A 22111-nucleotide genomic window follows, 5' to 3' on the forward strand; every position below is an offset into this window, starting at 1 on the left:
TCCCACCGTCCACAGAGGACCGGTTCTGGCCCCCGACCGTCAGGGGTCCGGCCGTTCGGCCCGTGAAGCCGGAAAAGCGGTGGCGCGGGTGAGCGATGATGGTGCCGATGTCCATCCAACTGGCTTTCGGGGTCACCGCCGGACCCGGGTCGCGCTGCCGGCTGCCCGCGGCCGGCGGCCGAGCCGTGCCCGTCGACGACCGGCCCGGCACGCACCCGCCGGGCGCCCCGGTCGCCGTCGGCCCGGCCGGCGCCGACCCCGAGGCGGTGCGGCGCGCCACCGGGCAGCTCGCCCGCCTGGTCCTCGGCGGGCCCGAGCCGGCCGCGGCCGGTGTCGACCTCGGCGACGGCTTCACCTCGGCGCGCCTGGCCGGGGCCCACGGCGACCGGCGTGACGCGGTGCTCGCCGCGCTGAGGGTCCTCGGCGCCGACGGCGCGCACCGGCTGGGCGACCGGGCCGCCGGCCTGGTGGCGATGTTCGGACCGGCGGCGACCAAGCGGGTCGGCGCGGCCGCCCACGCGGCGGTCGCCGAGCGGCGTTGGGCGGCGCTGCAACTGGCCTCCGCGGCGTCCGACCTCCTCGGGCCGGAGCAGCTGGAGCGCGTGCTCGACCTGCGCGCCCCGGACGGGGTCGACCCGTTCCCGCGCGGCGCGGCGTCCACAGTGGCCGATCACCTGTCCCGCGTGCTGGCGGGGTACCCGCGACCGCGGCGGCTGAAGTTGATCCTCAGCCTCTGGGACCACGTGTGCGCGCTGCTGGTCGAGCGGCAGCGCCTGCGACGCCTGGCCACGACCCAGACCCGCGCCGACCGGGTCGACCGGCTCCGCGAGCGCCACCGCGACCACTTCGACGAGTCGATCGTGGAGCAGCTGACCCGGGAGGTCGGCGACCGGCCGACGCTGGCCGCCGCGGCCCGGTGGCGGCCGCCACCGCAGTGGGCCGCGGGGGAACTCCGCCGGGCGTTGCACGACGCCATCGCGGCGACCGCGCTGCTGAGGTTCGCCAGGACCGCGTCCGACGAAGGTCTCGCGGTCGCCGCGGAGGAGCACCGCGACGCCCTCGTCGCGGCCGACGCCTGCCTCACCGACGACGAGCGGTCCAGCGCCTCGCGCCGCCACGAGGGCGGCTACCGCCACCCGGCCCGGCCGGGGTGCTACGTCCACCAGCTGGTCAAGGCGCTGGGACCGGACCGACCGATCACCACGAAGACCGAGAACTCCGTGAAGGCGCGCCTGGCCATGGCCCGCAACTACGGCGTGGTCGTCTTCGACGCCGTGGGCGCGCTGCTCACCGAGCTGGACGAGCAGGCGCTGCACAACTGCTGGGACGCCTGCGAGCCGTGGGAGGCGCCCCGGCTGCGCCAGTGGCGCGCCGCGGCGGGGTTCCGGCGGGCGCCGGACAGCTGGGAGCAGCCACCGCTGGCCGACGCGCACGCCGAGGGCCCGACGCGCACGCTGGCGCAGCGGATCGCCGCCGGGGGCCGGGTGGACCCGGCCTCGGTCGAAGCGCCGCACGACCTGCTCTGGTTCGCCGACCTCGCCGACGCGCTGGCGCCCTTCCACGGCGGCGAGCGCGCCGCAGTGCAGCACGACCGGCTCGCGCCGCGGCTGGACTACTCCACGCCACCGCCGCGGTCCGAGCACGGCAGACCACGAGCCGACTCCGTGCCGCTCGCGGCCGCCGGGGTCGCGCAACTGGTCATGTTCGGCGCGACGCCGCCGCCCCGCTGCGGCAGCTGGGCCGACCTGGCCGCCGGGACCAGCGCGGACGCGGTGATCGCCGAGGCCGGCGTCGGCGCCTTCCCGGTCCCGCCCGAGGTCTCCGCCCTGGACGCGCAGGTCGTCCCGGGCACCGACCTGCGCGTGGAACTGGGCCGCGAGCCGAGGCGGCTGGCCCAGTGGTCGGCCTACATGGGCAACTGCATCGGCGAGTCGTGGTACGTCGACCAGGCGTTCAAGGGCCAGTGCGTGCTGGTGGCGTTCCGCGACCCGGTCGAGGGCCGCGTCGTCGCCAACCTCGACATCCGGCGGCGCACCGGCGGTTGGCAGGTCCGCGAGCTGCGCGCGCGGTTCAACGACGACGTCGCCCCCGCATTGGAGCAGCACATCAGGCAGTGGGTGGACCGGATTCCCGCGCCCGCGCCGTCCGCGCCCGAGCCCCTGCTGCCCGTGCCGCCGGTGCGGGCGCGGGGCGGTTCGGCTCGCCGTTCGGCGGCGGGACGCCTGCCCGCCGAACTCACCGCCGCGGTGGAGCGGGAGCTGGTCTCGACACCGGCCGAGGCCGCGCGACGCGCTTACGCGGCGCTGGCGCGCGGCCTCGGCCGGCCGGGTCGGCCCGCCGACTTCGAACCGGACGCGGCCGTGGTCGCCCTGAAGCGCCTCACCCCGGCCGAGCACGTCGAACTGCTCCGCACGGCCCTCGCCGCCGGGCTCGGCGCGCGGGTCCTGTGGCAGGCGACCCGCGTGCGGCCACTCGCCGCCGCGGTGGGGCGGCTCCCCGCAGGGCTGCGCGACCACGACCGGCTCGGGACGTTGTCCGACGCCGCGCCACTACCGCGAACGCTGCGCGCGCTCGTGCGCCGTCCGGAGATCGCGCCGGCGTACGCCATGGACGTGGTGGCGCGATCCGTCCGCGCGGCCCTGGGCGAGCTGATCGGCGACGACGCGCTGGTCCGGTCGGTGGCGCGGCGACCCTCGACCGAGCTGCTGTGCGCACTGGCGATCGCCACCACCTGCGCGACCCGGTCCGCGACGGAGGAGGTCGTGCAGGTCGTGGCGGCCCGGCAGACGGCCGTTCCCGGCTTCCCCGCCACCGACCTGTCCGACGAGCAGGGCCCGTGGCCGGACGCGCTCGCGGCGGCGGCCGACCTCGGTGCGCCCGTGGAGCTGTTCCGGGAGCGCGTCGCCGAGCACGGCCTGCTCGTCCCGGCGGCGCTACTGGGGAAGGGCGGCTGGCCGGCCCTCTGGCACCGCGCGCACCGCTGAGGCCCGGCGCTCCAGCAGCTCCTCGACGCCGAGCAGGAACGTCTCGCAGATCGGGGCCGGGTCGGAGAGGCAACCCGCCGCCATCGCGCCGTCCCGGAGCATGACGAAGTGCCGGGCCGCCGGTTCGGGCGGCGCCTCCCCGATCCGCGCCAGGAGTTCCGCGGCGGTGCGCAGGAACCACTCCCGGTGCTCGACGACGGCCCGGTGCACGGGGTGCTCGGGGTCGGGGTACTCGGCTGCGGCGTTGAGGAACGCGCACCCCCGGAACCCCGGGGACCGGATGTCGTCGGCGATCGCCCCGGCGACCGCCCGGACGACCTCCTCGGGGGCGAGGTCACCGGCCCTGGCGGCCTCGGCCCGGGCCCGGAGCGCCCGGTCGGCCTCGGTCAGGTAGGCGACCACCAGGTCGTCCTTGCCCGGGAAGTGCCGGTACAGGGTGGCGCGGGTGACGGACGCCTCGGAGACGATCCGGTCGATGCCGACGGAGTGCAGCCCCTCGGAGTAGAACAGCCGGCTCGCCGTGGCCAGCAGCCGGGATCGCGCTTCGGACACCTGCTCTCCCCTTCGGTTCGACACGTCGAGCCTAGCAGGTAGAACGTTCGGTCTTGACAGGACGGCACGGCCTGGGCAAGCTCTAAAACGTAACGACCGTTCTATCTACTTCCTTGGGGAACACCATGACCGCGGTTGCCTCGTCCACCACCGGCGGAATCGCCTCCGCCCTGCGCCGCCTCTACTTCGCGCGGTTCGCCTTCGCCCTCGCCTGGGCCGCCCTGCTGTTCGCCACCAAGTCCGACCTGGGCCCGGTGAGCGCCACCCTGCTCGTCCTGTACCCGCTGTTCGACGTGGCGGCGGCCGTCGTGGACGCCAGGTCGTCCCGCGGCTCCGGCCAGGCCCGCGGGTTGTACGCCAACATCGCGATCAGCCTGCTCGCCGCCCTCGGCGTGGCCCTCGCCGCCACCTCCGGCGTCCCGGCCGTCCTGCGCGTGTGGGGCGCCTGGGCCATCGCCTCCGGCCTCGTCCAACTGGCCGTCGGCGCCCACCGCCGCCGACTGGGCGGCCAGTGGCCGATGATCCTCAGCGGCGGCATCTCCGTCCTGGCCGGTGCTTCGTTCATCGCCATGGCGTCCGCCCCGAACCCGTCCCTGAGCGCCCTGGCCGGCTACGCCACCATCGGCGGGATCTTCTTCCTCGTCTCCGCCCTGCGCCTCGGCCGCTCCGCCTAGTCGTCCACCTCGTCGTGCGCGGCGGTCGCCGAGGTGGCCGGAGTCCCGGAGCTCAGCGCCAGCTCGGCGTTCACCTCGACGTGGCGGAGCAGGAAGGCCCGCTCGTCCAGCCGCTTCCGCCGCAGCCAGCCGGTGACCTCGTCGTTGCACTTGCTCGCATTGCACGACCCGCACGCGGGCACGATGTTGTCGAGCGTGTATCGCCCTCCGCGCGACAGGGCCTGCACGCAGTCCTTCTGGAGTGGCACGCCGGTGGACCCGCAGTAGGCGCAACCACCCCAGGCCGCCTTGAGCGCGGCCCACTCCGCCGCGGAGAGGTCGTTCTCGGCGTTGTCCATCCGGCGCTTGCGCTTGCGCGCGGCACGCGCCCTCCTGCTACCACCCACAGCCATGCGCAGACCCTATGCCCACCGCGTCCCAAGGGCGGTCAGGCCCGCCGCAGGCGATCCACAGGTAGAGCAGGCCGCGGCTCCCGGGCACCGCCCCGTCCACTTCGGACTCGGGCACCGACCGGGAACACAGCACCTCCCGAGACGGGACGTCACGGCGGAAGCGGGCGACCCGGGCAGCCTCCACTTTGGAAGCGAACCTGATCGCGGCTCGCCCTGCTGTGCGCCGCCGCCTCGCTCGTGGCCACCCGCACCCCTCCGGTGACCGTGAAGATCACCGTCACCGGCTGCGAGGGCAACGCCCGGTCCGCCTCGCGCGTCGAGGTGTTCTTCAAGAACATGACGGGCTCCCTCGTCACCCCGGACCTGATCGCCCCGGACGGCACGGCCTACCGCCTCCAGCACCAGCTCCTGAGCACCCTGCCCGACCCCGGCGGCGCGTTCACCGTCGACCTGTCCCGCGAGTCCCGCCCAGGTACCTGGCAGCTCCGGGTGCACAACGTCATCTGGGTGGGCACGGGCGACCTGGAGCTGTGAGCCGAACCGGGGCCGTGCCGGTAATCCCCTCGCCCACGACCGGGCCGGCCGGATAGCTTGACCGGCGCCGGACGAGCGGGCGACCCCCAGGGGACGTCCGGCGCCGCTGTCGCGCCCATCCTGGAACGGCGGGAAGACCCATGCAGGACCACCCGAGCGGCGCCGCGGAGCGGATCGTGCCGGTCAACGACATCCAGCTCTGCCACCAGACCTTCGGCAACCCCCGGCGGCCCGCGCTGCTGCTGATCATGGGCATGGGCTTCCAGCACGTCCACTGGCCCGACGGGTTCTGCCGGCGGCTCGCCGACAACGGCTTCTTCGTCGTCCGGTTCGACAACCGCGACGCCGGCCGCTCGACGCACCTGCCCGGGACCGACTACGCGCTGACCGACCTGGCCGCCGACGCCGTCGGGCTCCTCGACGCCCTCGGCGTCGAGCGCGCCCACGTGGTCGGGGCCTCGATGGGCGGGATGATCGCCCAGGTCGTGGCCGCGCTGCACCCGTCGCGGGTGCTGAGCCTGGCCTCGCTCATGTCCACCACCGGCCGCCGCGGCAAGGGCCGCACCTCCCCTCGGCTGCTCCGCCACGTGCTCGCCCGCGCCGCCCGCACCGAGCAGCAGGCCGTCGAGCGCCGCGTGCGGCTGTTCCGCGCCATCGGCTCCTCCGGCTTCGAGCAGGACGTCGACGAGATCAGGCGGGCCACCGCGCTCTCGTTCCGCCGCGACCCCGACCACCGCGAGGGCCGACGCCGGCAGCACCGGGCGGTGCGCGCGGCGGGCGACCGGACCGACCAGCTCGCGCGGATCACGGCGCCCACCGTCGTCGTCCACGGGACGGCCGACCTCATGTGCCACCACAGCGGCGGCGAGGCGACCGCGGCCGCGATCGGCGGCGCACGACTCGTGCTCGTCCCGGGCCTGGGGCACGACTTCCCGCCCGGCGCCTGGCCGGTGATCATCGACGCGATCGTGTCGAACGCCCGCCGCGCGCACAGCGGCTGACCGGGCCCTTCCCCCTCGACCGAGGTGGTTCGCCAGTCGGATGACGGCAGGTGCGGCCGGGGTGGTCGGGACGAGGTGCAGTCATTCGACCGAAGCAGGGCGGCCCCCCGGATTCCTACGGTGAGCGGGTGATCAGATCCGGCTCCGAAGGGGTTCCCATGTCGTCTCGTCCCGGTCTTGCCGCAGGCTTGCGCCGCGTTGTCACCGGACTCGCGGTGGTCCTGCTCGCCTTCACCGCCATCCCGGCGTCGGGCTCCCCGGCGGGTCACGGGCACCGCCCCAAGCCCACCGTCGTGCTGGTGCACGGGGCCTTCGCGGACGCCTCCAGCTGGTCCGAGGTGGTGCCGCGGTTGCAGCGCAAGGGGTATCCGGTGCTCGCCCCGGCCAACCCGCTGCGCGGGGTCGACACCGACTCCGCCTACCTCGCCAGCGTGCTGAGCACGATCAGCGGGCCGATCGTGCTGGTCGGGCACTCGTACGGCGGTGTCGTGATCACCAACGCCGCCACCGGCAACGCGAACGTGCGGGCGTTGGTCTACGTGGCGGCCTTCGCGCCCGACGCCGGTGACACGGTCGGCGGGTTGCAGGTGCGGTTCCCCGGCACGAAGCTCGGCCAGGCCGCGCTGGACGTGCGCGAGTTCCCGCTGGCGGGCGGCGGCGTGGGCCACGAGGGGTACGTCAAGCCCGCGTTGTTCCGCGACATCTTCGCCGGGGACCTGCCGCCCGCCAAGGCCGCCCTCCTCGCGGCCACGCAGCGCCCCGCCGACGTGCACACGCTCGGCCAGCAGTCCGGCGAACCGGCGTGGCGGACGATCCCCTCCTGGACGCTGGTCGCCCGCCACGACAACCTGATCCCGGCCGCCGCGCAGCGGTTCATGGCCGAACGCGCGCACGCCCGCGTGGTCGAGGTGGACGCCTCCCACGTCGCGATGATCTCCAAGCCCTCCGCCACCGTCGACCTGATCGTCGACGCCGCCGGCAACCGCTGAGAGGACCTGCCATGGGTTACGCGACGACCGACGACGGCACGCGGATCTTCTACAAGGACTGGGGCGCCGGGCGTCCCGTGGTGCTCAGCCACGGCTGGCCGCTCAACGCCGACAGCTGGGACGCGCAGGCGCTGTTCCTCGCCTCCCGCGGCTACCGGGTGGTGGCGCACGACCGGCGCGGGCACGGCCGGTCCGACCAGACCTGGCACGGCAACGGGATGGACACCTACGCCGACGACCTCGCGGCCGTGCTCGACGCGCTCGACCTGCGGGAGGCGACCCTGGTCGGCTTCTCCACCGGCGGCGGCGAGGTGGCCCGCTACGTCGGCCGCCACGGCACGGACCGGGTCGCGCAGGTCGTGCTGGTGTCGGCGGTGCCGCCGTTCATGCTCCGCACCGACGACAACCCGGGCGGCGTCCCGGTCGAGGTGTTCGACGGCATCCGCGCCAGCTCCCTGGCCGACCGCTCGCAGCTCTACCGGGACCTGGCCGACGGCCCGTTCTTCGGCAACAACCGGCCCGGCGCGGACGTGTCGCAGGGCATCCGGGACGCCTTCTGGCTCCAGGGCATGCAGTCGGGGCACCGCAACGCCTACGAGTGCGTCGCCGCGTTCTCCGCCACCGACTTCCGGGCCGACCTCGACGCGGTGGACGTGCCCGCGCTGGTGATCCACGGCGACGACGACCAGGTCGTGCCGTTCGAGGTCGGCGGCCGGGCGTCCGCCGAGCGGATCAAGGGCGCGCTGCTCACGGTGTACCCCGGCGCGCCGCACGGCATCACCGACACCCACAAGGACCAGCTCGGCGACGACCTGCTGGCGTTCCTCCGCTCCTACGACTCCGGCGCCGCCGAGGAGAACCGATGACCCCCGACACGATCGTCCTCGTCCACGGCTTCTGGGTGACCGCGCGGAGCTGGGAGCACTGGAAGACCCACTACGAGAAGCAGGGCTACCGGGTGCTCGCGCCCAACTACCCCGGCTTCGAGGTCGAGGTGGAGGCGCTGAACGCCGACCCGTCGCCGATCGCGGACGTGACCGTGCCGCAGATCATCGCCCACCTGGAGGCGGTCGTCGGCGAACTGGACTCGCCGCCGATCATCATCGGCCACTCGGCGGGCGGCGCGTTCACCCAGGTCCTGCTGGACCACGGCTTCGGCGCGGTGGGCGTGGCGATCAACTCCGCGCCGACCGAGGGCGTGGTGGTCGCGCCGCCGTCGCAGCTCAAGTCCACGTTCCCGATCCTGCGCAACCCCGCGAACCGGCACAAGGCGGTCGGCTTCACGCACGAGCAGTGGCGGTACGCGTTCACCAACACGTTCACCGAGGAGGAGTCCCGCGCCCTCTACGAGCGCTACCACATCCCCGGCTCGGCGGGCATCCTGTGGGGCAGCCTGCTCGCGAACCTCCAGCCCGGCCACCAGGACGTGTGGGTCGACTACCACAACGACGACCGCGCGCCGCTGCTGTTCGTCTCGGGCGGCGAGGACCACCTGATGCCGCCGAGCGTGCAGAGGTCCAACGCCAAGCACTACAAGTCCGCCGCGGTGACCGAGGTCCGCGAGTACCCCGGTTACGCGCACCTGCTGCCCGCGCAGGAGGGCTGGGAGCGGATCGCCGACGAAGTGCTGGCCTGGGCCGTCGCCCACGCCCGCTGACGGGGCTGCGACGTCCGAAGGGGAGCGGGTCACCACGACCCGCTCCCCCGTCGTCGTGCCAGGCCGCCTAACGCCGTCGCGGGAGGGCGCGTCAGCCGAGCGCCGCCAGCGCGTCCCGCAACGCCGACCGGGACGTGATGCCCAGCTTCGGGAAGATCCGGTAGAGGTGGGCGCTGACCGTGCGCGGCGACAGGAACAGGCGTTCGCCGATCTCCTTGTTGCTCAGGCCGGAGGCGGCCAGGTGCGCCACCTCCAGCTGCTGCGCGGTCAGCTCCGCCGTCGCCGGCTTGGCGGCCACGGCCACCCCCGTCGCCCGCAGCTCCTGCTCGGCCCGGCGCAACCAGGCCGTCGCGCCCACGCGGCGGAAGGTGTCACCCGCGCGGCGCAGCTCGGGCCGCGCGTCACCGGGGCGGTGGCGCCTGCGGTGCAGCTCACCGAGCATCAGCCTGATCCGGGCCTGCTCGAACGGCCAGCGCTCCACGCGCGGCAGCGCCAGTGCGGCGCGCAGGCCGGCCGCCGTGTCGGCGGGCTCGTCGGCGACCAGCGCGCGGGCCGCGAACACGTGCAGCCGCAGCCGGGGCGTGCGGTCGGCCAACCCGGCCCGGTCCGCCGCGTCGACCCGGTCGCGCGCCTCGTCCCGGCGCCCGGCGCGCACCGCCGCCTCCACGGCGTCCAGGAGCGTCCACGGCGTGCCCCGGTCACGGGAGCTGTGGGCGTGGGCGGCCTCGTAATCGCCTTCGCCCAGGGCCGCCAGCACCAGGTTCCGCGCGGACGACGCCAGGTGCGCGGCGCTGCCGCGCGGTTCCGCCCACTGCTCCACGGCGCGGCTGTACTCGTGCGCGGAGGCGGTGTCGCCGCGGGCGGCGGCCAGCCACCCCAGCGCGCACCGCAGGTCCTGCGCGGGCAGCGCGAGGTCGTGGCGGACGCACAGGTCCAGGCCCGCGCTCGCCGCCTGCTCCGCCCGCTCCCACTCCCCCGCCAGGAAGTGGTCGTGCGCGGTGAACCAGTAGCCGGTCGCGGCGTGCGTCACGGCGCCCTGGCCGACCTCGCGGCGCACCAGGCCGCGGACGTGCTCCCGGTGCTCGTGCAGGACGTCCAGCCAGGCGGCGGCGCGGCACAGCTCGGCGACGCGGCCGGGTGCGGCGTCCGCGGGCAGCGCCTCGACCGCCGACCGCAGCTCCGCCGCGCCCGCCTCGCCGCTGAACACGCCGTGCAGGAGCCGGGTGTGCGGGGTGACCGCCGCGAGGTCGTCGGCGGGCGCCTCCCCGGTGTAGGTGGCGATGAAGAGGCGGGTGAGCACCGCGCGGTCGTCGGTCGCGCCCTCCAGCAGGCGGCGGGCGCCGCTGAAGTCGCCGTCGCGCACCAGCGCGATGCGGGCGCGGGTGGTGGAGCTGCGGGTCGGGTCGTCGAGCTGCCGCCGTGCCTCCTCCAGCAGGTCCTGGGCCAGCGGCAGCTGCCCCGACTCCTCCGCCAGTTCGGCGGCCCGGTGCAGCCGGCCCGCGGCGGCGGGCGCGGTGGTGCTGACGGCGGCGGCCCGCCGCAGCGCGTTGACGGCCAGGCCGCTGCCCCCGCGCAGGCTCGCGCTCAGCGCGGCCCGCTCGATCTCGGCCGCCACCTCCTCGTCCGGACCGGCCGCTGCCGCCGCCAGGTGCCACACCCGGCGTTCCGGCGCGTCCCGGTACGCCTCCGCCAGCTCGGCGTGCGCCGCGCGCACCTCGTCCGGCGAGGCGGTGTTCACGATCGCCGACCGCACCAGCGGGTGGCGGAACCGCAGCCCGGACGGCGTCGAGTCGCGGGTCACCAGGCCCAGGCGCTCCACCTCGACCAGGTCGAGCGGGGACAGGGCGCTCGGCCGCAGGGCGTCGTTCTCCAGCCGGTCGCCGTCCAGCGCGGTCTGGAGCAGCAGGGTGCGCACGGGTGTCGGCAGGGCCACGACGCGCGTCGCGTACGTCGACTCCAGCCGGGTGCGCAGGGGCGCGCCGACGGGCAGCAGGTCCAGCGCGTCCGTGCCCACCACGTGCGGCAGCTCGGCCAGCGCCAGCGGGTTGCCCGCCGCCTCCAGCAGCACCCGCCCGCGGGCGGCGTCGGGCAGGTCGGGGTGCAGCTCGTCCAGCAGCGCGCCCGCGTCCTCGTCCGGCAGCGGCCCGACCTCCAGCATGGCGATGCCCGGCGTGACCCGCTCGCTGCTGATCAGCGGCCGGCGGGCGAACAGCGCCCGGATGTCGTGCGGCGCGAGGCGGAGCAGCAGGAACATCATCACCTCGCGCGTCGGGTGGTCCACCCAGTGCGCGTCCTCGACCGCGATCAGCAGCGGGCCCTCCCGGGCGACCTCGGCCAGCACCGCGAGCGAGGCCACCGAGACGGCGAGCCGGTCGGGCACCGGCCCCGGTTCGAAGCCGAGCACCCGGCGCAGCACCTGCCGGTGGAACGGGTCCACCCGGTCCAGGTGGCCGAGGACGGGCGCGAACAACTGGTGCAGCCCGGCGAACGCCAGCTGCGCCTCGCTCTCGTAGCCGGTGCCGCCGAGCACCCGGACGCCCCGCTCGCGGGCGTACGCGACACCCGCGTCGAGCAGCACCGTCTTGCCGACGCCGGGGTCGCCGTGCAGCACCAGGTTCGGCGGCACGCCGGGGTCGCGGTCGACCGTGCGGCGCAGCCGCGCCAGCTCCTCCGCGCGCCCGATCACCGCGACCGGCCGGGTGCAGTCATCTGACCGATGGCCCCGGTCGCGGCGCCGGGCACGCTGGGGCCGTGCCACGACTTCCCGCAGGTACGGAGAACGGCGCCGACGTGAGCCTCTACTACGAGGACTACGGCGCCGGCCCGCCGGTCGTGCTCGTGGCGGGCTGGCCGTTCACGGCGCAGTCGTGGGAGTCGCAGGTGGCGGCGTTCGTCGGGGCGGGCCACCGGGTGGTCGGCTACGACCGGCGCGGCTTCGGCCGCTCCTCCCGCCCCTGGAGCGGGTACGACCAGGACACCCTGGCGACCGACCTGCACCGCCTGCTCGCGCACCTGGACCTGCGGGACGCGGCGCTGGTCGGGTTCTCCTCGGGCGCCGGCGACGTCGCCCGCTGCGTGGCCCGGTTCGGCGTCGAGCGGGTGTCCCGGCTCGTGCTCGCGGGTCCGCTCGCGGTGGACGACGGGCTGGTGCGCGACCTGCTGGCCGCGGCCGAGTGGCACCGGGTCGCGATGCTGGACGACGTGCTCGGCCGGTTCTTCTCCGTGGACGGCGAGAGCGCGCTGGACGAAGCCTCCCGGCAGCACCTGCTGCACGTCGCGGCGTGCGCGTCGCCCAAGGCCACGGTCGACGTCATCCGCGCGTGGGCGGGCACCGACCCCGAGGCCGACCTCGTCGACGTCGACGTGCCGGTGCTGGTCGTGCACGGCGAGCGCGACGCGTTCACCGCGCCGCGCCGCGGACGTGCGCCGACCACCACCATCCCCAGTGCCCCGCACGGCGCGCCGATCACCCATCCCGAGCAGTGGAACGAAGTCGTGCTGCGATTCCTGTCGCCCTGACATGACCCTCCCTCGCGAAAAGAGTCTTGGCAGCCGGGACGTCGCGGGAAGTGCTGTGCGCGCACGTTGTCCGGCTGTGCGCGCACGCCGGTGGGCCGCGCCCGCCCCTAAACTCGGGCGGGTGCTGCTCGACACCGACCACCTGGCCCCCGACGACCGGGTGGAAGCCGTCCACACCGCCTTCCAGGAGGCGTCGGCGCCCTGCCACGTGATCCACGAGGACCCCGACCGCCCGATCCGCTTCCGGGTGGAGCTGTGGCAGGTGGGCCCGGTGGAGGTCTTCGGCAACCGGTCGTCCGGGATGAGGCTGCTGCGCACGGAGCGGCAGGCCCGCGAGGACCCCGCGCCCGTCATCGCGCTCTCCGTGCAGCGGTCGGGGATCGGCCGGGCGGAGCAGTGGGACGAGCGCCAACTGGTCCCCGCCGGGGAGATGCACCTGGTGGACCTGTCCTCCTCGTACGACTTCGGGTGGTCCGGCGAAGGCGCGGCGGGATGCGTGCAGGTGCCCCTGGACGTCCTGGACGTGCCCGTGGACACGATCCGCCGCGCGTCCGGGGCGTTGCGCGGCAGTCCGCTCTACCGGCTGGTGGCCGACCACGTCGCGCACCTGGCCGGGAACGCCCGGCCCCTGTCCGCGTCCGCGGGGGCGGGAGCGCTCGGCGACGCGACCCTGGACCTGATGCGGGCGTTGCTGGCGTCCGCCGCGCACGACGACCTGCACCTGGTCGAGGACACCCGGCTCACCCAGGTCCGCGCCTACGTCCGCCGGCACCTGACCGAACCGGACCTGGGCCCGGCGAAGATCGCCGCCGCGCTGAACGTGTCGGTGCGCCTGCTCTACAAGCTGTGCGGCCGGGCCGGTTTCAGCCTGGAGCAGTGGATCATCGCCGAACGGCTGGCGGGCGCGCGGTCCGACCTGGCCACCGACACGTCCCCGATCGCCACCATCGCCCGCCGCTGGGGCTTCGCCGACCCGACCCACTTCACCCGCAGGTTCCGGTCGGCCTTCGGCTGCACCCCGGGCGAGTGGCGCCGGTCCCACCAGCCGGGAGCCTGACCGTCCCTGAAGGACGGTGGACCGCCGCGAGGTGCGGGATCAGCCGCGTTGTCGGGTGAAGCGCTGGTCGGGACTGCCGCGACGCCGACGGCCTGGCCATCGGACCGGGTTCCGGCGCCGGCAACGTGGTGCGCGGCTGCCGGGCGTTCGACAACCTGGTCAACACCAAGGACCCCACGGTCGGCGCGCCGATGAAACCGACACCCTGACCCGGTTCCACCAGCCCGTGGGTCCGCGTCACCGGTCCAGGATGCCGGTCGGGTCGAACGCGGTGAACCGCCCGTGCGGGCGCCGGCCCCAGTCGGCCAGCTCGGGGTGCCGATCGGCCACCTGCGGTTGGAGGACCAGCAGGTCGGGCCGGATCGTGACCGGTGTCGGACCGCCCAGGACCACGTCGTCGAGGTCGATCTCCAACGAGCTGCCCCAGCGGTCGGCGAGCAGGCCGAGGGCCGCCGACCCGAGCGCCCCCATCCAGCCGAGCACCAGGTGGATCACCTCGTCCTGGGTCATCTCGGGCACGACCCCCGAGTGCACGAACGGCTCGGGCTGCCGGAAGCCGGACAGCCCGAACTCCTCGACCACGACGTCCGGCGACACACGACGCACCACGTACCAGAGGTCGTTGGGCGCGCCCAGCCACAGGGTGACGAACTGGCTGTCCCGGTCGGAGAGCTCTAAGGCCCGGACGAGCTGGTCCCGCTCCGCGGGGATCGGTTCGTTCCGGTCGTCGAACTCACCGACGAGGATCAGACCGGTGTCCGGGTTCTCCAACGTCCCCCCGGCCGACTGGAGGGACGCGACCCGCTGGGCGACCCGCTCGGGCGACCAGCCGGTCTGGTACAGGTGCGCGTAACCGTCTCCCACTTCCACCTCGCTCAAGACGTCGGGGGCACCTCGTCCACGTCCGGCCGGCATCCGCGGCGCCCAGCCGGGAGGCGGCGGACCACGCCGACCGCTTCCAGGCCCCGCAAGGCCGCCTCGACCCGGTGCCGGAGTTCATCCTCGTCGATGAGGTCGGGGTCGTCGGCGGCGTCGGGCGAGTAGTCGTTCACCGCGGAGAAGACGCGGCCCAGCCAGGCGGCGACCTCGGAGGGGAACTCACCGCGGGGGTGCCACTTGTAGAGCGCCAGGTAGACCGACTCGAACTCCGCGGGGGCGATCCGCCGTTCGAGCAGGGCGACCATCAGGTGGCAGTACGGGCCGACGGGGGTGAATTCGAGGTCGATCACCGGTTCCTCCCCTGTCGGCAGTTCACCCCGCCCAGTCCAGCCGGAGTGGGCAACGCGTTCTCGATCCCGATACCCCCGTGAAGCACTCCCGGCTCACCCGACAACGCCTCGATCACTGCGTCCGTCTGCGGGACCGACCCGGGTGGTCACGCGCCCGCGGCGGCGAGCCTGCCGGACTCCTCGTCGATGCGCTCCAGGACGGCGCGCACGGCCTGGTCGTAGGGGCCGTCCAGTTCCGAATAGAGCAGCCACAGGCCCTCCCGGGCCGCCAGCCTGCACCGGTCGCCCAGGTCCGGGTGGCCCCGGTCGACAGCTTCCGCCGAGGACTCGCCGGCCACCAGTTGGAACAGCAGCTCCAGCACCCACTCCTTGGCGGGCTTGGACAGCTTCCCGGCCAAGCCCGCCAACAACACCGACACCACCGCGGGGGCGGCCTCGTAGAGCTGGCCCTGGATGACGACGACGTTCTCCAGCCGCCAGTAGTACCGGTCCGCGTCCTCCTCGGTGTGTGCGGAGAGCAACCCCACCAGACTTCGCGGGGTGGCCTCCGCCCGGTCCCCCGCCACGGGCAGCGACACCCAGTCGTGGCGGGACAGCTCGACATCGACGAGACCCATTGCTTCTCTCCGACCACCTATTGCGAGTTCAGCGACCACCGACCGCCCTTGTCGAACAGGACGTCGGGCGGGAACTGCGAAGGAGTGTACCGAGCCTGGCAGTTGACGCAGACCGGGATCTCGATCCACTCGCCCTTGCGCCAGCCGAAGGTCTTGGTGAAGACCGGCGCATCGGCGCCGCGGCCGATCTGGCGCTCGATGTCCACTTCGGCGCAGTTGACGGGGTTCGCGCTGCAGCCGGTGTAGACCTTGCCCGTCTTGGGGTCGTAGCCGCCCGCGTACGCGGCGTGCTGCTTCCCCTTGGCCTCGCCCACGCCGTTGCGGGCAGAGCGGGCGGCGGCGCCGAGGTCGTCGGCGGCACGCGCGGCGTCCACGCCCGCGTCGACGGCGTTCGAGGCGAGCTTGGCGCCCTTGCCCATCGGGGTGAAGCCGATGACGGCCATGCCGCACGCCGCCGTGAGGCCGGGGTTCTTGCCGCAGTTGATGATGTCGCCGACGAAGAAGTCGACCACGTCCCCGACGCTGGGCAGGGGGACCGAGCCGGGGGCGGCGCGGGCGGTTTCGATCCTCGGGCACTTGGGGGTGCCGTGGGCGCCGCAGTCCAGACCGGTCTGGTGCAGGACCGTGCGCTGCATCACGAGGGTGCCGGTGCAGTCCGGCATCGGGCCGACGAAGCCGGGGGCCGCGCCGCACTCGCCCTCGACCGCGTACGTGTCGTTGTAGACGTCGTAGGCGTCCCACTTGCCGGTCTCGCGGTTGAGGACCAGCTGGCGGTTGTAGGGGCCCCAGCCCTTGCCGGCCGGGATGGCGTTGACCGTGCTGACGTGGGTGACCTTGGGGCCCGTGCGGGTGTTGGCCGTGCCCGACTTGCCCTTGCTGATCGCGGCGATGGCGTTGGACAGGGCCGTGACGATCATCTGGATCGCCTGGATCAGCAGGCCGACGAACTCGCCGCTGGGGTCCGACAGGGTGACCGGGCTGTGGTGGGCGTAGGCGTAGCCGTGCATCTGGCGCGGGTCGTGGAAGTCGACGACGGGGTCGACCGAGACGAACCGGCCCAGCGCCGGGTCGTACTCGCGGGCGCCGACGTGGGTCAGGCCGGTGGGGTCGCGGTCGCCGCCGACGAAGCCCTTCTGGTTGGGCCACGGGGGCTGCGCGCCGCGGGCGCCGCCGTAGGGCAGCTGGTAGCGGCGGGTCACCGACAGGTCGGTGGTGCGCAACGCCATCGCGCCGGTGCCCTGGTGGTCGCCGATCAGGTAGGCCAGGCCCCCGGCGGTGGAGCGCTGCATGGCCACCGAGTCGCCGTGGCGGTAGTAGCGGACGCAGCTCGCGGTGGTCGAGCCCTTGGGGAGGCGGACCTCCTGGCCGGGCAGGTAGAGCGTGGTGGCGTCGGAGTCCCGGGCGAGGAGCCGCACGCCGGTGGCGTCGTAGAGGTACGACGACAGCACCTTCGTGCCCTCGGTGACCGAGGCGACGCGGCCCTCGCTGTTCCAGTGCAGCTCCTGGGTGACGCCGTCCACCTGGCGGGTGAGGGTGTTGCCCGCCGCGTCGTAGCCGAAGGAGCTGGTGCGCTGGACGCCGTCCGGCGCGGTCTCGGTGACCGAGCGGGTGGTGTGCGGCTGGCCGAGGCCCGCGGCGTCCACGGTCGGGTGACCGTAGGTGCGGACCGTGGTCCCGGCGGCGGCGTGGGACTTCTCGGTGAGCCGGTTGCCCGCCGCGTCGAACTCCCACTCCAGCCAGTACGGCGCGGCGCCGCCGAGGGCGGCGGTGGTCGGGGCGGCCGAGCAGTCCCCGGAGGCCGGGGTCCACGCGGAGGCCAACCGGCCCAGCCAGTCGTGGTCGAAGCACTGGGTGTCGTGCGGGCCGCCGGCGGGGACGTCGGAGATGCGGGTGGTGTTGCCGGCCTGGTCGTAGCCGTAGCGCCGGTCCACGACGTTGGACTGGCTGGTGGTCTCGCGGTTGACCACGGTCTGGATCAACCTGCGGGTGCCCTCGTCGTAGGAGTTCGTCGTCACGACGTTGCGGGTCGAGGTGGCCGCGCCGCGCACGACCTGCAGCATCTCCCCGTACACCGAGTAGGTGGAGTCGGAGACGTAGGTCGCGGTGGCGCCCGACACCGGGTTGAACGCGAAGGACGTCTTCGGCAGGCCGGCGCCGTCGTAGGTGTGGTGGACGACCTCCCGCGCCAGGCCACCCGCCGCCGGCATGGACTCCGTGGCGAGCTTGCCGGTCGCGGTGTAGGTCTGCTCGTAGAGGTACTCGCCCTGGAGCGCGCCTTCGACGGCCGGGATGGTGACCTTGGTCCCGGTGGTGCGGCCCGCGCTGTCGTAGCCGGTGGTCTCGGTGCGGTAGGCGTGCTCGCCGACGTAGCGGGTGGCGGACACGGGCCTGCCGTTGCCCAGGGTGTCGTAGGTGAACCCGGTGAGCTTGAGGCCGCTCAGCGAGTCCTCGTGCGTCGCGGTCTTGCGGCCGAGCACGTCGTAGGCGGTGGCCACGGTGAAGCCGCGCCCGTCGGTCGCGCTGACCGCGCGGCCCGCCTTGTCGTAGGACGTGGTCGAGACGCCCGCGTCCGGGTCGGTGACGCGGACCCTGTTGCCCGCCAGGTCGTGCTCGAAGGTCCACTTGGCGCCGGCCGGGTCGACGACCGAGGCGAGCTGGCCGCCTCGGTCGTAGGCGTAGCGGGTGGCCTGGAAGGCGGTGGCCACGTCGTTGCCCGCCTGGGCGCGGACCTTGTAGTCGCGCTTCTCGACGTGGCGGCCGAAGGCGTCGACTACCAGGGTCGTGGCGGTGCCGCCCTCGGGCGGGATGGTGCTCATCTTGTCCGCGCCGTGGTGGACGGTGGTGGTGCGCCACTGCTCGATGGCCTTCTTGCGGTAGATCGAAGCCGTGGCGCGCCCCATGGTGTCGTACTCGGTGACGGTCTGGTTGGGGACGTAGTTGTCCGCTGCCCCGTAGAGGGTCGTGGACGGCTCTTCGTCGTTGTAGTACCCGTTGTTGGACTTGACCACCAGGCCGCGGGTGTCGTAGATCGTGTCGGTGATGATCCGCCCGGCGCTGGTGGCGGGCGGTGTCTGGGACTGCCGGTTGCGCAGCAGCCCGTCGAGCAGGGTGTAGGAGGTCTTGTAGGCGCCGCTGTCCTGGAGGGACTTGGTGGCGATGACCGAGGGCCCGTCGGCGCGGGTGGTGTACTCGAACACCGCGACGGGGGCCTTGGTCTTGTCGGCCACGCCCGCGGCCCACACGCGCGCGGTGCGGCCCAGCGGGTCGAACTCGCCCTGGGTGATCACGCCGGCGGCGTCGGTGGTGGCCACCGGCCTGCCCCGGCGCGGGTCGAGCCGGGTGAGGGTGCTGTGGCCCAGGGCGTTGGTGGCGCGCACGCTGGTGACCAGCCCGGTGTCGGGCGCGTACTCGGTGGTGGAGGTGGCGCCGAGGACGTCGACGGAGGTCAGCGCGCGGCCGTAGGCGTCGTGGGTGGCCTGGGTCTGCGACCACTTCCGGCCGTCCGCCGCGGTCCAGGAGTCCAGGGCCAGGGCGGTGGTCACGTCGCCGCGCAGGGGCGCCGCGCCGACCTCCTGCCCGTCGTAGGCGAACTGCCCGGCCGACAGGACCGTCCCGGGCGCGGCTTCGGTGGCGCAGGTGCCCGCGTGGGTGGTGGTGGTCGCGCGCAGCCCGAGGAGGTGCTTGTCCGCGTTGGACGCGTAGGTCGTGCGGGTGCACTTCTCGTCGCCGGAGGCGCTGGTCTCGTCCCACGTGGAGACGACGCCGAAGTCCTCCTCCCGGATCGGGAAGCCCGCGGTGTCGAACTCGACGGCCTGCTTGGTGCGCCGCCAGGTGCTGTCGGCGAGGCGGTCGCGCTTGCGGACCGACTTGACGTTGACCTTGTGGGCGCGCTTGTCCCCCTTGGTCGCCGTCGGGTCCGACACCCACGGGTCGTTGATCACCAGGCTGACGAGGGCGCCGTCGAGGAGCTTGCGCTCCTCGCGGAGGAACCCGGCCAGCGCCTCGTGGTCGGTGGCCGCGTCATCGGTGCCGGGGACCGACACGGCGCGCTTCGCGCCGCCGGGCAGCCGGTCGCCGTCCATGCCGCGCAGGTACTGCGACTCGGTGACGACCTGCCCGGAGCCCGGGTCGCCGAGGGTGGTGCGCACGGCGCCGAAGCCGCGCCAGCGCGACCAGGTGCGCTCGGCCGCGGGGACCATCTCGTTGTCGTCCCAGGACCAGGCCGCGCCGCCGGGGTAGTCGTAGTTGGTGCGCACGGCGGGTGAGCCGCCGGTGAGGTCCTGCTCCACGACCTCGGCCACGGCGTACTTGTGGAACCAGTCCAGGATCGGGTCGTCGTAGCCGGAGTAGGGCTTCCACCACGTGGGGAAGCAGCGTCGGGTGTTGGCCTCCGGGGCGGGCAGCGGCTGCCCGGCCACGCAGTCGAGGTCGTGGTAGCGCACCCCGGTGTTGCCGCCGTGGCCGTTGTCGATGCCGGTGAGGCGGTAGCGCGACAGGGGGCGGATCTCGGTGCGGGCGTCGACCCGGTTGTCCAGCGGGCTGCCCGCGAAGGTCGTGGTCGGGGTGGTCGCGGCGCCGTCGACGTGCCCGGTGCGCTGCACGGTCCGCAACCACAGCGCCGGGTCGGTGCCGTCGGTGGTGGCGGGGAACAGGTGCGTCAGCGCCCAGGAGTCCACCGGCTGCCAGCCGCCGACGTCCACCTTGGCGACGACCTTCGTCAGCCGCTTGGTGGTGAAGAACGCCGGGGTGTGCACGCCGGGGTCCCACTCGTGGTTGACGAAGACGGCCTTGCAGTCGCTGCCGTCGCGGCAGACCAGGTCCACCGGCACGTCGGGCCAGTGCGCGGCGTTGGCCTCGGTGCGCTGCTCGGGGGCGCAGGTGACCGCCCCGGCGGGCAGGCAGCGCTCGGCGACCTCGAACTCGACCCTGGCGGGCGGGGCGGCGAACAGCGCGCCCTCGCGCAGGCCGTAGTCGACGGCGGTGAGGTGGCCGCCGCGCACGTACTCGGTGGCGGCGCCGTCGATGCCGCCCCGGGTGTAGCGGTTCTTCTCCTGCGCGTACCGGAACACCATGGCGTTGCCGTGGGCGTCGACGACCAGGTCGAGGTTCCACCGCCACGCCTGCCGGCACCAGGAGGCCGCGAAGGTCCCCGCGTTGCACGGCTCGTTCGCGTGGTTGCCGAAGACGGGCGCGGTGAACGTGGACCCGGTGTCGGGGGCGCCCGCGGGCGCGTCCGGGAGGCGGTTGAGGCCGAGGAAGTAGCGGGTGCCGTCGGTGGTGGTGACGACCCAGTGCTCGCCGTTGTCGTCACCGTTGGCGGCGCCGGTGCGCAGCTCGATCCTGGCGCCGCTGTCGGCGCGGGCCACCCAGCGGCCGGTGGTCGCGTCCTTGATCAGCTCGCCGGTGACGCCGCCGACGGAGATGACGGCGTTCTCCCCGGCCCAGCACAGGTCGGCGGATTCGAGCGTTCCCTGGTTGCCGCCGTCGTCCTCCGCGCAGCTCTTGTAGCGGCGCTCGACGAACCCGCCGGGGGTGAACTCCCACCCGTCGCCCACCCACGACGCCTGGGCGTTGGTGGCCGAGGTGCGCCCGTCCACGGACCCGGAGTTGTAGGCCAGGGCCAGGTCGGGGACCAGCCCGCCGGGCACCGGCGGCACCGGCATGGGGTAGGAGTAGGTGAAGTCGCCGGAGGGGCCGCCCGCCGACCAGGAACCGGTGGACGAGAGGTCGGAGGCGGTGAAGTCGCCCTCGGAGCCCTTGGCCCCGGCCACGGCCGCCAGCACGGTCGGGCTGTTCCCGGCCGGCTGGCCCAGCAGGGCGGTCCGGGCGAAACCGGCGACCCGGGCCGTGGTGGCCGAGGGCTCGCCGGTGGGCGCGGGGCTCGTCGTGCCGGGCGCGCTCGACTCGGGGGCCTGCGACGTGGGGGCCTGCGACGTGGGAGGCGGTGACGTGGTGGGGGACGACGGCGCGGTCGACTCGGTGGAGGGCTGTTCGGCGTCAGGCTGCTCGGCGTCGGACTTCTCTGGGGTGGTGAGGGCCACCGTGCCGGACAGGAGCCCGCGGGCCGGGGCGTTGCGGCCCCGCAGCGGCTTGGCCGCGCGGCACTCCGAGCGCTCCGGGGTGGTCAGGGCGCAGGCGGGCAGCTCGACCAGCACCAGCCGCGAGGCCCATCCACCGCCGTAGGCGCGGGCGAAGTCGCCGTAGTCCAGCTCCACCTCGACCTCGCCGCCCTCACCCCGGCCGGTGTCGGTGTCGGTGTCGGCGACGGTGAACACGACCCCGTCCACGCCGAGCTCCCGCGCACGCTCCCGGTCGAGGACTTCCACGCGCACCCGCTCGGGTCCCGCGGCGCCCCCGCCCTGGCCCACCCGCACCGGCAGCCCGTCGGCCCGCGCCGTCCCGGCGGCCCGCTCGGGCAGGTCCACCACGGCCGAGCCCGCCGCCGGCCACTTCGGCCGGGCCGGTTCGGTCATGGCCCGCTCGGCGGTGTGGTCGACACCGAGGGCGCGGGCGATCGGCACGGGGCCGCCCGGCACGGACGACTCCTGCTGCACCTCGGGCAGCGGCGCGCCGCCGAGCCAGTCGCGGGGATCGGGCCGCGGCGTGGAGCCGGACACCACCGAGGCGGTCACGGCGACCGCGGTGGCGACCGCGACGGCCTTGACCGCCGTGCCGAACCCGGCGACGCCCGACACGCCGAAGGCGCCCGCCCACCACGCGCGCCTCGACCGGGACCGGCCTCTGTCCTCGCTGCTCATCGACGAAATCCCCTCAGTGCGCACAGTCGCAGGGCAAGGAGCCGCAGGGCGGGGACCCCGTGCGAGGGATCCCCCCTGCGGGAAAGCGGAAAGCGGTGCCGGCGGCCGGGCGCGTTCAGGACCGCGCCCGGCAGGCCGCCGGTGGCGG

General features: G+C 74.4%; 16 protein-coding genes. 9 read left to right on the plus strand and 7 right to left on the minus strand.

The annotated features are described in order from the left end of the window. Window positions 1-107 precede the first annotated feature (107 nt). Window positions 108-2984, plus strand: a complete 2877-nt coding sequence (locus AB0F89_RS34865; RefSeq protein ID WP_367130344.1) for a hypothetical protein — start codon at window positions 108-110, stop codon at window positions 2982-2984. Here the strand turns inward: AB0F89_RS34865 and AB0F89_RS34870 are convergent. After that, window positions 2934-3536 (minus strand): TetR/AcrR family transcriptional regulator, encoded by a 603-nt coding sequence (locus AB0F89_RS34870; RefSeq protein WP_367130346.1) that lies wholly within the window; start codon window positions 3534-3536, stop codon window positions 2934-2936. The two genes, AB0F89_RS34865 and AB0F89_RS34870, sit on opposite strands and share 51 nt — an antisense overlap. Window positions 3537-3661: 125 nt before the next feature. Here AB0F89_RS34870 and AB0F89_RS34875 point away from each other — a divergent pair, with 125 nt between their 5' ends. Then, window positions 3662-4210 carry a hypothetical protein gene (locus AB0F89_RS34875; protein WP_367130348.1) on the plus strand — a complete coding sequence of 183 codons (549 nt, stop codon included), beginning with the start codon at window positions 3662-3664 and terminating at the stop codon, window positions 4208-4210. On the opposite strand, the gene AB0F89_RS34880 is transcribed toward AB0F89_RS34875, so the two are convergent. Beyond that, window positions 4207-4602: an HNH endonuclease gene (locus AB0F89_RS34880; RefSeq protein ID WP_367130350.1), complete on the minus strand. Its 396-nt coding sequence runs from the start codon at window positions 4600-4602 to the stop codon at window positions 4207-4209. The two genes, AB0F89_RS34875 and AB0F89_RS34880, sit on opposite strands and share 4 nt — an antisense overlap. 258 nt (window positions 4603-4860) lie before the next feature. On the opposite strand from AB0F89_RS34880, the gene AB0F89_RS34885 reads away from it, so the two are divergent. The 5 genes from AB0F89_RS34885 (at window position 4861) to AB0F89_RS34905 (ending at window position 8783) form a co-directional block, all read left to right on the plus strand. After that, window positions 4861-5136: a hypothetical protein gene (locus AB0F89_RS34885; RefSeq protein WP_367130352.1), complete on the plus strand. Its 276-nt coding sequence runs from the start codon at window positions 4861-4863 to the stop codon at window positions 5134-5136. Between the two features lie 140 nt (window positions 5137-5276). After that, window positions 5277-6137, plus strand: a complete 861-nt coding sequence (locus AB0F89_RS34890) for an alpha/beta fold hydrolase (protein ID WP_367130354.1) — start codon at window positions 5277-5279, stop codon at window positions 6135-6137. 293 nt (window positions 6138-6430) lie between these two features. Continuing rightward, window positions 6431-7126 (plus strand): alpha/beta fold hydrolase, encoded by a 696-nt coding sequence (locus AB0F89_RS34895; protein WP_367139131.1) that lies wholly within the window; start codon window positions 6431-6433, stop codon window positions 7124-7126. A gap of 11 nt (window positions 7127-7137) precedes the next feature. Then, a complete protein-coding gene (locus tag AB0F89_RS34900; RefSeq protein ID WP_367130356.1) occupies window positions 7138-7992 on the plus strand; it encodes an alpha/beta fold hydrolase in 855 nt (284 codons plus the stop codon). Next, complete coding sequence (locus AB0F89_RS34905; RefSeq protein WP_367130358.1) at window positions 7989-8783, plus strand: alpha/beta hydrolase; 795 nt, start codon at window positions 7989-7991, stop codon at window positions 8781-8783. The genes AB0F89_RS34900 and AB0F89_RS34905 overlap by 4 nt, the downstream gene beginning before the upstream one ends. Window positions 8784-8874: 91 nt before the next feature. Here the strand turns inward: AB0F89_RS34905 and AB0F89_RS34910 are convergent, their stop codons facing one another. After that, window positions 8875-11469, minus strand: coding sequence for an AAA family ATPase (locus tag AB0F89_RS34910; protein ID WP_367130360.1), 2595 nt, complete (start codon window positions 11467-11469; stop codon window positions 8875-8877). Window positions 11470-11534: 65 nt separating this feature from the next. On the opposite strand from AB0F89_RS34910, the gene AB0F89_RS34915 reads away from it, so the two are divergent. Both AB0F89_RS34915 and AB0F89_RS34920 read left to right on the plus strand, forming a co-directional pair. Continuing rightward, window positions 11535-12302, plus strand: a complete 768-nt coding sequence (locus tag AB0F89_RS34915) for an alpha/beta fold hydrolase (RefSeq protein ID WP_367130362.1) — start codon at window positions 11535-11537, stop codon at window positions 12300-12302. Between the two features lie 121 nt (window positions 12303-12423). Beyond that, complete coding sequence (locus AB0F89_RS34920) at window positions 12424-13359, plus strand: helix-turn-helix domain-containing protein (protein WP_367130364.1); 936 nt, start codon at window positions 12424-12426, stop codon at window positions 13357-13359. 237 nt (window positions 13360-13596) lie between these two features. On the opposite strand, the gene AB0F89_RS34925 is transcribed toward AB0F89_RS34920, so the two are convergent. From AB0F89_RS34925 to AB0F89_RS34940, 4 genes are all read right to left on the minus strand, one after another. Beyond that, a complete protein-coding gene (locus tag AB0F89_RS34925) occupies window positions 13597-14238 on the minus strand; it encodes a hypothetical protein (RefSeq protein WP_367130366.1) in 642 nt (213 codons plus the stop codon). After that, window positions 14235-14588: a colicin immunity domain-containing protein gene (locus tag AB0F89_RS34930; protein ID WP_367130368.1), complete on the minus strand. Its 354-nt coding sequence runs from the start codon at window positions 14586-14588 to the stop codon at window positions 14235-14237. Before AB0F89_RS34930 ends, AB0F89_RS34925 begins: the two co-directional genes overlap by 4 nt. Window positions 14589-14734: 146 nt before the next feature. Next, on the minus strand, window positions 14735-15205 hold the full coding sequence (locus AB0F89_RS34935; protein ID WP_367130370.1) for a hypothetical protein: 471 nt from the start codon (window positions 15203-15205) through the stop codon (window positions 14735-14737). 17 nt (window positions 15206-15222) lie between these two features. Beyond that, window positions 15223-21963 (minus strand): RHS repeat domain-containing protein, encoded by a 6741-nt coding sequence (locus tag AB0F89_RS34940; protein ID WP_367130372.1) that lies wholly within the window; start codon window positions 21961-21963, stop codon window positions 15223-15225. Between the last annotated feature and the right edge of the window lie 148 nt (window positions 21964-22111).

Source organism: Saccharothrix sp. HUAS TT1, assembly GCF_040744945.1.
Taxonomy (GTDB): Bacteria; Actinomycetota; Actinomycetes; order Mycobacteriales; family Pseudonocardiaceae; genus Actinosynnema.

What these genes read in the sequence shown, in the direction of transcription:
- AB0F89_RS34865 (WP_367130344.1), top strand. Translation starts at nt 108, where the DNA reads ATGTCCATCCAACTGGCTTTCGGGGTCACCGCCGGACCCGGGTCGCGC.
- AB0F89_RS34875 (WP_367130348.1), top strand. Translation starts at nt 3,662, where the DNA reads ATGACCGCGGTTGCCTCGTCCACCACCGGCGGAATCGCCTCCGCCCTG.
- AB0F89_RS34880 (WP_367130350.1), bottom strand. Translation starts at nt 4,602, where the DNA reads ATGGCTGTGGGTGGTAGCAGGAGGGCGCGTGCCGCGCGCAAGCGCAAG.
- AB0F89_RS34890 (WP_367130354.1), top strand. Translation starts at nt 5,277, where the DNA reads ATGCAGGACCACCCGAGCGGCGCCGCGGAGCGGATCGTGCCGGTCAAC.
- AB0F89_RS34900 (WP_367130356.1), top strand. Translation starts at nt 7,138, where the DNA reads ATGGGTTACGCGACGACCGACGACGGCACGCGGATCTTCTACAAGGAC.
- AB0F89_RS34905 (WP_367130358.1), top strand. Translation starts at nt 7,989, where the DNA reads ATGACCCCCGACACGATCGTCCTCGTCCACGGCTTCTGGGTGACCGCG.
- AB0F89_RS34935 (WP_367130370.1), bottom strand. Translation starts at nt 15,205, where the DNA reads ATGGGTCTCGTCGATGTCGAGCTGTCCCGCCACGACTGGGTGTCGCTG.
- AB0F89_RS34940 (WP_367130372.1), bottom strand. Translation starts at nt 21,963, where the DNA reads ATGAGCAGCGAGGACAGAGGCCGGTCCCGGTCGAGGCGCGCGTGGTGG.